Annotated in this window: 13 protein-coding genes; 10 read left to right on the forward strand and 3 right to left on the reverse strand. The window is 55.8% G+C overall.

Features of this window, described 5'->3' with window-relative positions; all coding sequences use genetic code 11:
- Nucleotides 1-3: 3 nt before the first annotated feature.
- Genes ACE3MN_RS05565 through ACE3MN_RS05600 form a run of 8 tightly spaced genes read left to right on the forward strand, consistent with a single transcriptional unit; the run spans nucleotide 4 to nucleotide 9,653 of the window.
- Nucleotides 4-2,115 carry a peptidase domain-containing ABC transporter gene (locus tag ACE3MN_RS05565; protein ID WP_049088661.1) on the forward strand — a complete coding sequence of 704 codons (2,112 nt, stop codon included), beginning with the start codon at nucleotides 4-6 and terminating at the stop codon, nucleotides 2,113-2,115.
- The gene (locus ACE3MN_RS05570) at nucleotides 2,112-3,272 is read left to right on the forward strand and encodes an efflux RND transporter periplasmic adaptor subunit (protein ID WP_049088663.1); all 1,161 of its coding nucleotides are present in this window, start codon (nucleotides 2,112-2,114) and stop codon (nucleotides 3,270-3,272) included. Before ACE3MN_RS05565 ends, ACE3MN_RS05570 begins: the two co-directional genes overlap by 4 nt.
- Nucleotides 3,272-5,215, forward strand: a complete 1,944-nt coding sequence (locus tag ACE3MN_RS05575) for a MacB family efflux pump subunit (protein ID WP_024358474.1) — start codon at nucleotides 3,272-3,274, stop codon at nucleotides 5,213-5,215. Before ACE3MN_RS05570 ends, ACE3MN_RS05575 begins: the two co-directional genes overlap by 1 nt.
- Nucleotides 5,212-6,609 carry a TolC family protein gene (locus tag ACE3MN_RS05580; protein WP_024358473.1) on the forward strand — a complete coding sequence of 466 codons (1,398 nt, stop codon included), beginning with the start codon at nucleotides 5,212-5,214 and terminating at the stop codon, nucleotides 6,607-6,609. Before ACE3MN_RS05575 ends, ACE3MN_RS05580 begins: the two co-directional genes overlap by 4 nt.
- Complete coding sequence (locus tag ACE3MN_RS05585; RefSeq protein WP_064343137.1) at nucleotides 6,596-7,849, forward strand: beta-ketoacyl-[acyl-carrier-protein] synthase family protein; 1,254 nt, start codon at nucleotides 6,596-6,598, stop codon at nucleotides 7,847-7,849. The genes ACE3MN_RS05580 and ACE3MN_RS05585 overlap by 14 nt, the downstream gene beginning before the upstream one ends.
- A complete protein-coding gene (locus ACE3MN_RS05590) occupies nucleotides 7,846-8,652 on the forward strand; it encodes a MaoC family dehydratase (protein WP_049099302.1) in 807 nt (268 codons plus the stop codon). The genes ACE3MN_RS05585 and ACE3MN_RS05590 overlap by 4 nt, the downstream gene beginning before the upstream one ends.
- A 16-nt stretch (nucleotides 8,653-8,668) precedes the next feature.
- Nucleotides 8,669-8,920, forward strand: coding sequence for an acyl carrier protein (locus ACE3MN_RS05595; RefSeq protein ID WP_004137379.1), 252 nt, complete (start codon nucleotides 8,669-8,671; stop codon nucleotides 8,918-8,920).
- 1 nt (nucleotide 8,921) lies between these two features.
- Nucleotides 8,922-9,653, forward strand: a complete 732-nt coding sequence (locus tag ACE3MN_RS05600; protein ID WP_049131741.1) for an SDR family NAD(P)-dependent oxidoreductase — start codon at nucleotides 8,922-8,924, stop codon at nucleotides 9,651-9,653.
- A 26-nt stretch (nucleotides 9,654-9,679) separates the two neighbouring features.
- Here ACE3MN_RS05600 and ACE3MN_RS05605 read toward each other — a convergent pair whose 3' ends face one another.
- From ACE3MN_RS05605 to ACE3MN_RS05615, 3 genes are read right to left on the reverse strand one after another with little or no spacing between them, the layout of a single operon-like run.
- Nucleotides 9,680-10,945, reverse strand: coding sequence for an HD domain-containing protein (locus tag ACE3MN_RS05605; protein WP_375364304.1), 1,266 nt, complete (start codon nucleotides 10,943-10,945; stop codon nucleotides 9,680-9,682).
- The gene (locus tag ACE3MN_RS05610) at nucleotides 10,911-11,399 is read right to left on the reverse strand and encodes a FidL-like protein (protein ID WP_004137386.1); all 489 of its coding nucleotides are present in this window, start codon (nucleotides 11,397-11,399) and stop codon (nucleotides 10,911-10,913) included. Before ACE3MN_RS05610 ends, ACE3MN_RS05605 begins: the two co-directional genes overlap by 35 nt.
- Entirely contained in the window at nucleotides 11,392-12,132 is a 741-nt protein-coding gene (locus tag ACE3MN_RS05615; protein WP_098140289.1) for a transcriptional regulator, read from the reverse strand. Before ACE3MN_RS05615 ends, ACE3MN_RS05610 begins: the two co-directional genes overlap by 8 nt.
- Before the next feature lie 171 nt (nucleotides 12,133-12,303).
- On the opposite strand from ACE3MN_RS05615, the gene ACE3MN_RS05620 reads away from it, so the two are divergent.
- Complete coding sequence (locus ACE3MN_RS05620; protein WP_004137390.1) at nucleotides 12,304-12,624, forward strand: FaeA/PapI family transcriptional regulator; 321 nt, start codon at nucleotides 12,304-12,306, stop codon at nucleotides 12,622-12,624.
- A 758-nt stretch (nucleotides 12,625-13,382) separates the two neighbouring features.
- Nucleotides 13,383-14,534, forward strand: coding sequence for a lactaldehyde reductase (fucO, locus tag ACE3MN_RS05625; RefSeq protein WP_004137392.1), 1,152 nt, complete (start codon nucleotides 13,383-13,385; stop codon nucleotides 14,532-14,534).
- The last annotated feature ends 77 nt before the right edge of the window (nucleotides 14,535-14,611 follow it).

Consider the following 14,611-nt stretch of genomic DNA (forward strand, 5'->3'; position numbering starts at 1 on the left):
ATAATGAAAAAGATTATCCCTGATATGGTTTTCCAGGAAGAGACCAATGAGTGTGGCCTTTCCTGTATTGCGATGCTGGCGCAAACCCAGAATATTCAGTGTTCTCTTCCGGCATTGCGGGAAATTTTCCCGGCATCCGATCACGGGACTTCGTTAAGCGACTTATCTCTTATTCTGCAACAGATTGGCATCGCCACCGCGCCGGTGCTGTTCGATCACGAAGAACTCCATGCGCTGCCGTTTCCGTCCATTCTGCACTACGGCGCCAGCCACTATGTCCTGCTGGCCTGGCGCAAAGGGGATTACGTCTGCGTGATGAATCCGGCGATTGGCCAGCAGTGGCTGCCTTTCTCGGCGTTGAAAAAAGAGATTAGCGGCTACGCGCTGATCCTTGAAGAGTCTCCCGGCGTTATTGACCAGCAGGCGCCTGTTATTACCGGCGCACAGCAGGAGATGCCGCGGGCGATGAGCCTGAAGGAGACCGCGGCGGTGCCGGGCATTTATAAACTGATGCTCTTGACCTTCCTGGTGTCGCTCACGCTGTTTTTAATGCCGACGATGGTCAGCCGGGCGATCAATCAGGCTTTCTCTGACGTTCAGAATACGTCGTTTCCCTATTTGTGGTTCATCCTCGCTTTTGTCATTTCCACGCTGTTGGCGCTGGGCGTGAGGGTCATTAGCGAGCGTTTTATCCGCCGCTTTGTGCTGCTGAAGAGCGATATCGGTTTTTCCCGCTTGCTGAATAATCCGCTGCGTTTTTTTGAAAAACGCGCGCCGGGGGATGTGTTCAGCCGCTTTATCGCCTGGCAGGGCGGGATGCTGCAAAAAATCGAGCTTGATAACGGCCTCCGCTCGGACTGGATCATCTGCGTTATCGCTATCGGCATTATGTTCTGGATCTCACCGGTGCTGGCGCTGATTTCCGCCGTGGGCATTGTGGCGATGGGGCTGATTAGCGTCTGGGCCATCTTCCGCGACCGCTGGTATACGCAGCAGCTGCAGCTAAAAAGCGCGACGCTGAATGACTTTTTCATGGAAACCCTTCAGGGGGTATTAACCATTAAAACCGCCGGGCTGGAAACGCAGCGTAAAGCGCAGTTTGCCCGTTTGTCACACGACCTTTTCACCTGCCTTCAGCGGCAGAAAGTTTACCAGCAGGTAAAAGAAGGTCTGTATCAGCTCACCGGCAGCCTCGAGATGGTGGTCTTTATGCTGGTGGTGCTGCCGCTGGTGAGCGCAAAGCTTATCTCGCTGGGCGACTTTTTTGCCTATAGCTTTTTACGGCAGATTTTTACCTCCTACGTCACGCGGATATTCTATGCCGTGATCCGTAAATCGCAGCTGCACGTGATTGATACCCGCGCGCAGGGCCTGTTTACCCGTGAGGAACCTGCGACTCCTCAGTTATCTCCGCTGCGTGGGGAGGCGGTTCCACAGCTGGCGTTTGAGGCGGTGAGCTTTCATTATGCTCCGCAAAGCCCGGTGCTGAATGACGTTGATCTCCGGCTGGAACCCGGCGATCGGGTGGCGATTGTCGGCGATTCCGGCGCCGGAAAAAGTACCCTGCTACGGCTGATGACCGGGCTTTTTTCCGCACAGCATGGGCGCATTCTGCTGGACGGCGAAGAGGCGACCGCCCGACAGCTGGCCTCGCAGGTGTGGCTGCAGAGCCAGGAAGACATCCTGTTTAACGCCTCGGTGCTGCAAAACATCACCCTGTTTGATCCGTGGTATAGCGACAGCGATCGTGGGCGAGTAGAGGCGTTGGTCGATAAAATGGCGCTGGGGCCGGTGGTTCAGGCGCTGCCGGGAGGGATGGAAGCGCTGATCCGCGAGAGCCATTCGGCGCTCTCGTTAGGCCAGCGTCAGCGGCTGATGCTGGCGCGGGCGCTCTACAGTAACCGGCCTATTTTGCTCTGCGATGAACCGACTGCCAATCTTGATGACGAAACCGCGGAAACGGTGATCGCCGCGCTGTGCCAGCACTGTCGCGAACAAGGCAAAACGCTGATCGTGGTGACCCACAGTGCGCCCATTCTGCATCACTTCACGCGGGTATATCGTCTGGATGAAGGCGAGCTGCGCGATATCGCCCAAGGAGCGCTGGGCCAATGAGGCGACAATTTTTACGCCGCCGTAAAGCGTGGCTACTTGCGCTAGTCGCGATCCTGGCCACTATCGCCGCCGTTTTTTATCAGCGCTCGCTTCCGGCCCAGGCCGAGTCGCTCTACGCCGTTGCGCTCGAACGGGGGGATATCGAAAAAGTGGTGCTGGCGAGCGGGATTATTAAACCTGCCGTCCAGGTGAGCGTCGGCGCGCAGGTCAGCGGCCAGCTACGCAAGTTATACGTACGTCAGGGTGAGCGGGTGCGCAAAGGGCAGCTGCTCGCCGAAATCGACCCGACGCTGCAGCTTTCCGACTTACGCAACGCCACCGCGCAGCTGGCCAGCGCCAGAGCGCAAAAGCTGGCCTCCGAGGCCACCCTGGTGCAGTACCGCAAAGCGTTGGCGCGCGAGCGGGCGATGAATCGCGATGGCTCAGGGGTGAGCAGCGATCTTGAGCAGGCCCAGGCGCAGTATGCCGCACAGGTTCAGCAGATAGCGGTCAATGAGGCGCAGATAGTGCAGGCGGAAATGAGTGTGCAGTCCGCCAACGCCAACCTCGGCTATACCCGCATTCTCGCGCCCATGGATGGCGAAGTGCTGGGCATCGTCACCCGTGAAGGGCAAACCATCGTCTCCTCGCAAATCGCGCCGACCATTCTGGTGCTCGCCGATCTCGATAAAATGCAGGTCCAGACCCGCATTTCCGAAGCCGATATCCAGAAAATCCATCCGGGACAGCCGCTGTGGTTTTACGTTATTGCCGATCCGCAGACGCGTTACGAAGGGGAGCTTGGCTATGTCCAGCCCGCGCCGCAGGAGGCGCTGGAAGAGCAAAACGCCGGCGCTTCTGCCGGTAATCAGCAGAGTAGCGCCATTTACTATAACGGCACCTTTGAAGTGGATAACCGCCAGCGATTGCTGAAAACCTCGATGACCGCTCAGGTGTTTATCCGCATCGCGCAGGTAAAAGACGTGCTGCGCGTGCCGGTCGCCGCGCTGGGACGTTCGCTCGGCGATGAGCGTTACATTGTGATGGTACAAACGGCGAGCGGCAGCGAGGAGCGTACCGTCCGCATCGGGATTAACGATCGTCAGTATGCGCAGGTGCTGGAAGGATTGCGGCCCGGCGAGCGGGTGGTGATCCCCCAGGACGCGGGGTCTGTCTGATGGCTGAGCCGCTGATCGTGCTGCACAACGTCACGCGTCATTTTACCGCCGGGACGCAGATTATTCCGGTGCTGAAATCCGTCTCCCTGACCATTATGCCCGGCGAGATGGTGGCGATTATGGGCGCTTCCGGCTCGGGTAAATCGACGCTGATGAACATTATCGGCTGTCTGGATAAGCCCAGCAGCGGCGAGGTGTATATCAACGACATCGCCATTCATCAGGCTGATAGCGCGTCGCTGGCGGAGCTACGCAGCCGCTGGCTGGGGTTTATTTTTCAGCGCTACCACCTGATGCCTTATTTGACCGCGGAAGAGAATATTGCCATCCCCGCGCTCTATACCGCGATGCCCGCCGCTGAACGCCAGGCGCGCATTGCGCTGCTGGCAGAAAAGTTGGGCATTGATGGGCGCTTACAGCATAAACCCGCGCAGCTTTCCGGCGGCCAGCAGCAGCGGGTCAGCGTCTGTCGAGCGCTGATCAACGGCGCGCAAATTATTCTCGCCGATGAACCCACCGGAGCGCTGGATAGCGTCAGCGGCCGGGCGCTGATGGACGTTCTGCACCAGCTGAACGCCGACGGGCACACGGTGATCATCGTGACCCACGATCGCGAGGTGGCGCAGCAGGCGCAGCGGATCGTCGAGATCAGCGATGGGCAGGTAGTCGCCGACCACGCCTATAGCGCGCGGGATAATCGTGACGTCCAGCGGCTGCCCGCGGTAGAGGATAACGGCCGGGCTTCGCTATCGCGCAGTATCGGCGAGTCGGTGCGCATGGCCTGGCGCTCACTGCTGGGACATCGGATGCGCGCCTTTCTGTCGATGCTGGGGATCATCATCGGTATCTCGTCCGTGGTTTCTTCAATGGCGGTGGGGGAAGGCGCCCGGCAGAGCATCATGAACGAGATTGGTAAGCTCGGTAATACCACGTTGGAAATCCGCCCGGGTACCGGCTGGGGCAGCAAGCGTCCGGATATGGAGCGGGCGCTGTCGCTGGATGATATCGCCAGCCTCGGCAGGCAGCCCTGGGTACAGGGGGTATCGCCGATTGTTTCCAGCATGACCACCGCGGTACGTCAGGGCTTTGATTCCTCGATAATTCTCTCCGGCGTTTCCGCTGAGTACTTCTCACTGCAGGGGATGCGTTTTATTCAGGGCAACGGTTTTACCCACCGCGATGTCGAGGATCGCGAACCGGTGCTGGTACTGGATGAAACCAGCAGGGAGACGCTGTTTCCCGGCAATGAAGATCCGCTAGGCAAAATTGTGCAAATCGCCGGCGCGCCGTGGCGGGTAATCGGCATTGCCAGCAAGCCCGGGCCGAAGGTGGTCAGCGGATTTATGTCGGCGTGGATCCCCTATACCTCGCTACTGCAGCGGATTTCCGGCGATAAGCCGCTGGAGGCGCTGACGCTGCGCTTTCAGGAAACGCTGTCGCCGCAGGACGCGGCGCGCCGTGCGGAAAGGCACCTTATCCGCGAGCACGGCAAAAAAGATTTCTTTGTCCAGACCGATGAGCAGCTGGCCAAAGCGCTGCAAAAAACCTCCGACTCCATGTCGCTGCTGATCACCGCGATTGCCGCTATTTCATTGCTGGTCGGCGGCGTCGGGGTGATGAACATCATGCTGGTTTCGGTAACCGAACGTACCCATGAGATTGGCATCCGGCTTTCGGTCGGCGCGCGCCCCTCGGACATCATGCATCAGTTCTTAATTGAGGCGGTGATGATCTGCGCCCTCGGCGGACTAACGGGCGTTTTAGGATCCTGGGCCGCCGGTAACCTGTTCGCCCTGTTGACGCAGGAGTTTTCTATGGTCTTCACCTGGCTGCCGGTAGCGATGGCCTGCGGCTTTTCCGCCCTGATTGGCCTGACGTTTGGCTATTTCCCGGCGCGTCGTGCGGCGCGGCTAAACCCGACGGAGGCGCTGGCCCGCGAATGAGACCGCTGACTTTATTACCGTTCATTGTATTGCTAACGGGCTGCGGCAATTTGACCCGCAGCGACTATCAGCGCCCGCTGCTGTCGGTGCCGGAAAGCTGGCAGCGAACGGAGGGGCAAAGCAACGCGCTCGCGCCGGAGAACGCGCCGCGCTGGTGGGATCGTTTCGGCGACCAACGCCTGTCGCGGGTGGTGGGACAGGTGCTGGAAAGCAACAACGATCTGGCCGCTGCCGCCTTAACGCTTAAACAGGCGCGCCTTGCCGCCGGATTAACCCAGACCAATATCAGCCCCGACGCGACCCTGAGCGGCACCGGCAATAACTCAAAACCGCTAAACAGCGGCGGGTCGCAGGAGAGCTACAGCGCCTCACTGTCCCTGAGCTATGAGCTGGATCTGTGGGGCAAGCTGGCGCGGATCCGCGAACAGAGCGAATGGGAGGCGGTAGCCAGCGAACAGGATTACCGGGCGACGATCCTGTCGACGATTGATACCACCGCGCAGCTCTACTGGAACATTGCGCTGTTGAATCAGCAAATGGCTTACCAGGCAACGAGTCTCGATATCGCCAGGCAGACGCTGGCGCAGATTGAGTCCTGGCAGCGAGCGGGGAAAGTGGGCCTGCTCGATGTGCTGCAGGCGCGGCAGACGGTCATCAGCCGTCAGAATCAGCTGCTGAGCCTCAAGCAGCAGCGGGCTATCTCCCGCAACGCGCTGGCGCTGCTGCTCAACAGACCGCCAGCTCAGCACACCGATGAATCTGCCGCGCTGGATGTGCGTCAGCATATCGCCATTGCCAGCGCCACGCCGCTGGCCGCGCTCGCCAGCCGGCCGGACCTGCAGGCGGCGGAATCGCGGCTGCGCGCGGCGCTGGCGGGTTCCGATGCGGCGCGGCTGAGCTTCTATCCCACGCTGTCGCTGCAGGGAACGCTGAGCGCCGGGAGCCAGCTCTTTCACCAGTGGTTTAACGACCCGCTGCGCACCGTGGGCAGCAGCGTTTCCGCGCCCTTTATCCAGTGGAACACGGTACAGCTCACCGTGGAGCAGGCCAGCGTGAAGGTGCAGCAGGAGGCGGTTAACTTTCGCCGCACCGCCTATACCGCGCTGTCGGAGGTGGACAACGCGATGGAGAAGCGGCTTAACGCCGATGAGCAGCGCGAACGCCTGCTGCAATCGCTGCTGCTGGGCGAGCAGCGCCTGGCGCTCACCGAAAGCCGCTATCGGGCGGGCGCGGTGGACTACCAGACCCTGCTGAACGCGCAGGACGCGCTGCTCGACGTACAGAACAGCCTGGCGCAGAACCAGTACGACTATCTTTATGCCACTTTGCAGCTTTGGCTGGCGCAGGGAGGCAATAACCCGCAACAGAGGACTTCCCAGAATGAGTCACAGTAAACCCCCTTATCGCGTGGTGATAACCGGCTATGGCGCGGTGACTCCCCTTGGTGATAGCGCTGCCGAAAGCTGGCAGGCGATTATGGATTATCGACGCGGTTACCGCTATGTGGATCTCTCCGCTAACGGCATCCACACGCATTTTATCGGGCAGGTGGAGAATGAACCTAGCCTCAAGGGGGTGCCCGCCGCCATTCGTCGGCGTCTGCCGCGTCACGCTCGCCTGGCGCTGGCCGCCGCGCGGGAGGCGGTGGCGATGGCCTTTGCTGGCGAACCACCCAGCGATTCTCATGACCCGCTGAGGTGTGGCGCCATCATCGGCTCCGGCTGGGCAGGGTTGGATGAAAGCTATCTGGCGGTACCGGAATTTGAGAAAACGGGCGTCTCTTCGCCCTTCAGCTGCTTCTTTTCGATGCCGAACGTGACCACCGCGGCCTGTAGCCAGCTGTGGAATCTGCGCGGCTACCAGAACACTCCGGTCGCCGCCTGCGCCACCGGCACTATCGCCATTGGCGAGGCCTATGATGCGATTCGCTTTGGCCGCGCCAGCATGATGCTCGCCGGTGCCGGGGAGTCGTTAAACAGCGTTTGCGCTATCTGGAATATCGATGTGCTTGGCGCGCTGAGCCGGGAAACGTCATCGCCGGAGCGGGCCAGCTGCCCGTTCAGCCTGCAGCGCAGCGGATTTGTACTTTCAGAGGGCGGAGCGGTGCTGTGTCTGGAAGAGCGCGAGAGCGCCCTGGCGCGGGGCGCGACAATCCTCGCGGAGGTCACCGGCTACGCCAATTTTTCCGACGCGGTGGATTTTACCTCCCCGGCCGAAGACTGCGTGGCCCGCGAGCAAACTATCCGCTGGGCGCTGCGCGCCGCGGATCTCCAGCCCGCCGACCTCGACTATATCAACGCCCACGGTACCTCCACGCCGCTCAACGATATTAACGAAACGCGGTCGCTGAAAAAGGCGCTGGGCGACGAGGCGTATCGCATCCCGGTCTCCAGCACCAAAGCCTACTCCGGGCATCTGATCGCCGCCGCGGGGAGCTTCGAGACCATTGTTTGCCTGCAGGCGATGGCGGCGGGGATCATGCCGGCGACGGCGCATCTGACGCAGCCAGACCCGCAGTGCGATCTCGACTATATCGCCGAAGGGCATCGTCAGGGAGAGATCCGCCGGGCGCTAAATCTGAGTTTTGGTTTCGGCGGCGCGAACGCCGCGCTGGTACTGGAGAAGCACGGGTGAAGCGGCTGCGCTATACCCTTGCGGACGCCCGGCAGTGGGCGGCGTTTTCCGGCGACGATAACCCCATTCACTTCGACCTCGCGGCAGCGCGCGCGATGGGCGACGGCCGGCTGAGCGTCCACGGGATGCGCGCGCTGCTCGACGTGAAGCGCGACGTCCAGTCGCGGCTGACGAACCCGCTCACCGGTTCTGAACGCTACCTGAAATGCGTGGTTCGCCTGCGCAGGCCGCTATGGTGCGATAGCGACTGGCTGCTCACTCCCGGCGCCGCGAAAAATCGCGTCTTGTCCGCCGCGTCGGTCAGCAGCTCTCAGGATGATGAAGTCTGTTTGTCATGCCAGATGAGCCTCGCCGCCGGGCCGGAATCGCTAACGGGAAAACAGCCCAGCGAACTTGCACCAAAGACGCTGCTTGCGCTGCAATCCCATTTCAATAGCGCCTGGCCCGACCTGGCGCAGTGGCAGTTTCTTGACGCGCTGCTGTTCCGCCAGCTTATTAGCGATCCCGCGCTGCTGCGCCAGGCGAATATCGTGACTCTGCTCGGAGCGGGGGAAACCTCGTTGCAGCAAATTTTTACCCGCTATCCGGTGCTGCAAACCCACCAGGAGGTGGTGTTTGATGTTCATCTCGCGGGCAAAGCGACGCCGATCTGGCCCGAATCGCTATCGCTCTGGCTGCTGCCCTCGCTGGTGGTCGGCCAGGTTGAGCAGGGCGCGCTGGTGCGCATCGCGGCGGCGGCGCAGCTGGATAACCTGATAATGACCAATGTGGTCACGCTTAAAGTTGGCCCAATGACCAATTGATAATTAAGGATAATTTATGATTGCCTATGATGATGTTCTGCAAAAAGTATGTGAAATGATTTGCGACGCGAAAGACCTTGAGCCCGATGAGGTGGAGGAGAATACGCCGCTGGTTCGGCTGAAGTTGGATAGCCTCGACTACGTCGAACTGATGGTGCTGGCAAAGCGTGAATTCAACATTACCCTGGAAGCGGACTGGTTTATTCACAATCCAGGGATAACTCTTGGCGAACTCTGCCAGCACATCAGTAAAGAGTCAGGCAGCTAATATGGCACAAAAATGGATACTGATTACCGGAGGCAGCCGCGGCATCGGTCGGGCGCTGGTCACAGGTCTGGCGCAAAGCTGGAACGTGGTATTTACCGGACGCGATGAGGAGGCGATGAACGCCACCCTGGCGGAGTGTGAAAATTCAAGCTACCAAGTGCGGGGATACGCCTGCGACGGCAACGACGAATCGCGGGTGGCGCAGCTTGCGCAGACGCTGCTGGCCGAGCGGGGGGCGCCGGAAGCGATTATCCACAATGCCGGGATCGCTCGCGACGGCCTGCATATTCACCAGAACGCCGCGCTCTGGCGCGAGGTTTTGGACACCAATGTGATCTCAATGCTTAACTGGAACCGGGTGCTGCTGCCGGCGATGCTGATGCAGCGGCGCGGCTCCATCGTGATGATGTCGTCGGTCAGCGCGGTAAAGGGCAACGTCGGCCAGACGGCGTATGCCGCGAGTAAAGCGGCGATGAGCGGCATAGCGCGCTCGCTGGCGCTGGAGGTTGGGCGCTTCGGCATTCGCGTCAACTGCCTGGCGCCGGGCCTGATTCGCACGGAAATGCTCGAAGAGATACCCGCGCAAAAATTAAAAGAGATGCGCCAGGCGATACCGCTGCGCAGATTGGGCGAAACCCACGATGTGCTGCAGGCGGTGGCGTTTTTAATCGGTGAGGGGAGTCAATATATGACCGGGCAAACCCTGGTTCTGGACGGCGGATTGAGCGCCTGAGTCGTGCGATCAGGCCGGGTTAGCCTTTAAACAGAGTGAGTGAGTTGCGCAATGCGATTCACTAACTTTTTTATTTCGCCCGCGGTAGCACGGTGGATCTGAATAATCTGTGAAGAATATTGCGCAATCAGGGCCAGCATCAACGGGGGAATTTCCTTTCCCGGATTATTTTTAATTAACTGCGCCAGCGATTTCTCTTCCGCTTTTGGCCCATTGAGCGCATGGACCACCCGTCGGCTTACCGCGATAAGCATGGCTTCCGGTTGCAGAGTTTTATTATGCCATTGCGCCGACGCGGGATCATTTTGCATGACCAGCCACTCAGAAATATCATCAATACCTTCAATGGGATAAAAATAACGCTGGGCTTTATCCGATAAACCCACGCGCTTTGGCGGCGGGCTGTGATCCAGACAGGAAATATTATGCAGTAATCCGCCAATCTCTACTTTTAGCGCTTGCGTGGCGCTCATCTCCATTTTTGTTGCCAGATAACCGGCAATATGGCCGACGGCCGCGGAGTGCCAAGGCGTCTGCTGGCTGAACTGATCGATAATAAAAGAGACCAGCTCGGCAATGTCGCGAAGGTTGTGCAAAGAGAGTGTGTCGTTATGCACGCCGGAGATCGCTTTAATGTAATCGCGATAGTCGGTGGACGCCATGACCGACCAGAAATGGTCATCGGCGGAGAGGATTCGGAAGGCCTGAATATACTCTTGCTTATAGAGAATGGGGGCGCCGGCGGCGGCGATGTCGACCAGCTTTTTGCTTAATAATGGGATATGTTCGGTACGGTGCTGGCAATACAGAACATCCAGTCGGTCCGCAAAGAATAACAAATGGCTCTCTTCGGGCACCCGCTCGCCTTCACTATAATGCCCGAGACCGTTGCGCCAGTGGGTATGGTGATAGCGAACGATTTTGTTGAGCGGACGAAACAGCGGAATGCGGCTAAGTAATTCGCTGCCGATGAGCGCATGATGGTTATGTTCGTTATCAATATAGTTAAGCGGTTCAAGACGCGATTTTTCATTTAATCCTCCGACATCATGGATGAGCGCCGCCAGAATGGTTTTACGCCGCTGGGCCGCAGAAAAATTGACTAACTTAGCCAGATGCGATGCAATAAACGCCGTTCTGACATGGTGCAGATTGAGCCGGGGGTTAATCATATCAATGATATTCGCGATGCTGCCTAAGGTCGGTAGTAAATGTATCGTCATGATATCAGCATAATTAAAATTAATGAGATGAATCTCAATCAATGATTGTATTCTGACGCTGGCAACCATATTGTGGGAACGTTTGATTACCGAATAAAATAGTATCATCATTAACGTGATTGATATAGATGATTCGATCATTACTTTGGTTGCCAAAGAGATTTTGCCGGGCGATATTTTCAGGCGTATTGTCAGCGTGATGGCGAGTGATTTGCGAATCAATGATATAAAAGAGATGACTGGTCGCAGTGGTTCTTTTTAATGTGATAGCAATGGTGCGGGAGACAATGTATTTATCGCCATTGCTGGTGAGCAATCCCTCAAGACTGATTAAAAGACGGTTATTAGCAAGCTGAGCGGATAGCAAACCCTGTGAGCGGAGAATATTCTCATTTATATCCTCTGTGAGGTCGTACTGTGATTTACAGGAAAAGGTGTCATGGCTGCGGATATCTATATAGAGGAACGCAGCGACTACCAGCGTCAGGGCAGTGGCGAGGAATATTATAGCGTATTTACGCATTTTTTATTTCCTTATAGTAGTAACTGTGGCACTGCTGGTCCTTCATATCACATTTGAGGATGAATATATCCATATAAATACCTAAGCCTTGTGGCTGATTTAATTGTCGGTTGAAAAGGTAGATTTTCTTAGGCGTCGAACAATCAAGCCCAGAGGGGAACAGCTTTTTATTGCTGAGGATTTCGCGCGCGCGCTGAGCGCCAGAGCCATAAATAGTACATTTATCCTGGGTGAAAACTAACGTAGTAGGCTGTTTTTTATACATAAAAAAAGGTAAAAGCAGCAGCAAACCTATCAACGGCAGGATAAAAAAAATGGCCGCTTTGCGGTGCTGCCATAGTAAACTTCGCTGGGGAAGGTCGGCGGTAAGAACCGGCAGAGTGAAGGAGGATGAATAATCATTATCGCTGGTGATAATGACTTCCTCAGAAATCTTAAAGCCGATTCGCGGTACCGTAATAATCACATTTTTCTCAATGCCGAGATCGGCAAGACTACGCCGCAGCGTTGAGATGTATTGATTAAGATTGCTATTTGAGGGCCTGGCGCCATATTTTTCAAACACCGACTGAAAAATATCAACGCGAGAAATAATATCCCCTCGGTATTGTAACAGATTGGTTAGGAGGCGAGTGGAAGTCGCAGAGAGTTCAATACAATCACCGGTCAACAGATTGACCAGGGATGCTTCCTCAGTATCAAATGTAATAAATCCCTCTATATCGAACCGCATTTTTATCTCCGCACGGAATTAAAAATTCACTCTTTATATCAGGGTTTTTATCATAAAAAAAAGTGAATTTCAGATAAATGTACTGTTTAAGTTGAAATTTAAAGCTAATGTTGCCGTTTTCGTGGGGGCAATCCATACTGCCGGGTACTGAATGACAGAAGGAGCTGACTCATGAAGATTTCATTTTCATCCTGTACCCCACATTCAAATCAAAATTCTGTAACCGCAGTTGAGAGTTTGCGCTCATTGATGAGCTCAATGGGCATCAATAAATTCTCCGGGGTCGTCGTGCCAGAGCAGGAGTATATTCTTTATGTTTTAAAAGAACATGGACCTGAGGGGTTGCTTACTCGGGAATTAGCGGACAGGTGCGAAATGTCAATATATAAAGTCAGACATTTGCTACTGCCGTTGGAAAAGTATGGTCAGGTGAACAGAATAAAAGTTAATAAGCATCATAAATGGTATTTTTATAATAAAAATATTGACTAATAGTCATACTAACAAGAGGCTATGATGTTTGCAATAAATATAGATCTCTTAGGCGTTTTTTCTAATTTTTCATGAATTTTGAGAATTAATATCTCGCAAATAACAGAGAATATTCTTAATAATGAAAATTTCCCAGCTCTTAAAAAATCCCTTGCGCTATCCGTAGGGCGATAAGCAATTATCCATAATGACAGATAATTCTTATGCGATGTTTTTAAGCGGTGGCCAGCACCGGGGATAGCCGCTTTTGTTGAGTAAATGACCTTTTTTGTTAACTAGGTGTTAAATTTGCGGTATGCAATCTGCGACGGCGTACGTCGGGAGCGTACGGATAAGGCTGAGGGGTAAGCAACGGATGTGCAGAATAATCGCAGAGTGTGGTCATGAAATATTGACTTCGGCCGTACGACGCTATCCTGTTCATTTTTCGTCCCGGCATAAACGGCTTTTTTGCCATACGAACGAATACTGGCGGTAGAAGAAAAATAATGTGATCAACTTCAATAATATTTACCGTGAGTTAACGTTCTTCGCCAGCTTATATTGTGGTGAGGTTTAGCAATCTCATTAAATTTGCGGATGATGTCCAGTATGCTGGACAAACTTGATGACAACTGTGCGATGGGTTAATTAACTGCGATTGCGTGCAGGGCAATTAGGGCGTTATTTGATATTAAATAATAAAACGGCTACGTCAGTCACGTTACTGTAGGGCTAAATATTATGGTTATCAAACACTCAGATTGAGGGAAGCACGCATGGCTTACAGAATGATTTTAAACGAAACCTCTTATTTTGGCCCCGGCTCGATTAGCTGTATTGTCGATGAAGTCAAAAAACGCGGCTTCAAAAAAGCGCTGGTGGTCACTGATAAGGATCTGATCCGTTTTAACGTTGCGACAAAAGTCCTGGCTATTCTCGACGGAGCCGGGCTGCCTTACAGCATTTTTGATGACGTTGTTCCGAACCCCACCATTGAGGTTGTGCAGCAGGGCGTAGAGACGTTTAAGCAGTCGGGCGCCGATTACCTGATCGCCATCGGCGGCGGTTCACCGCAGGATACCTGTAAAGCGATAGGCATTATTATTAATAACCCCGAGTTCGCCGACGTTCGCAGTCTCGAAGGCGGGGCCGATACCAAAAACGCCGCCGTACCGATGATCGCGATCCCAACCACCGCCGGTACGGCGGCGGAAGTGACCATCAACTACGTGATTACCGATGTTCAGAACCGCCGCAAATTTGTTTGCTATGACCCGCACGATATCCCGCTGGTGGCGATTATTGACGCCGAAATGATGGCCAGCATGCCAGCCAGCCTGAAAGCGGCGACCGGCGTCGATGCGCTGACCCATGCGATCGAAGGTTACATAACCAAAGGCGCATGGGAACTCACCGATATGCTGCATCTGAAGGCCATTGAGGTGATTGGCCGCTCGCTGCGCGCTTCGGTACAGGGCGACGCGCAGGGCGCGGAAGGCATGGCGCTGGGGCAATATATTGCCGGGATGGGCTTCTCTAACGTTGGTCTGGGGCTGGTCCACGGTATGGCCCACCCGCTGGGCGCATTTTACGGTACGCCGCACGGCGTGGCTAACGCGGTGCTGTTGCCGCATATCATGGCCTATAACGCCGAATATACCGGCGAGAAGTATCGCGACATCGCGGTTGCGCTTGGTAACAAGTCGGCGGCAACGATGCCGATTGCCGAAGCGCGTCAGGCGGCGATAGAGGCGGTGGCGCAGCTGAATCGCGACGTTAATATTCCGGCGCGCCTGCGCGATGTCGGTATGAAAGAAGAGGATATTGACGCGCTTGCGGCGGCGGCGCTGGCGGACGTGTGCACCGGCGGCAACCCGCGTGATACCAATCTGGAGGAGATTAAAACGCTGTATCGGCAGATCTTCTAATTTAGCAATCGCAGCGAAGCCGGTAGCAATATCGGCTTCGCCGTTCAGAAAGTAACGTTTTGGTAGGCCACCGCCCG

This window comes from Klebsiella grimontii (assembly GCF_042137965.1).
Taxonomy (GTDB): domain Bacteria; phylum Pseudomonadota; class Gammaproteobacteria; order Enterobacterales; family Enterobacteriaceae; genus Klebsiella; species Klebsiella grimontii.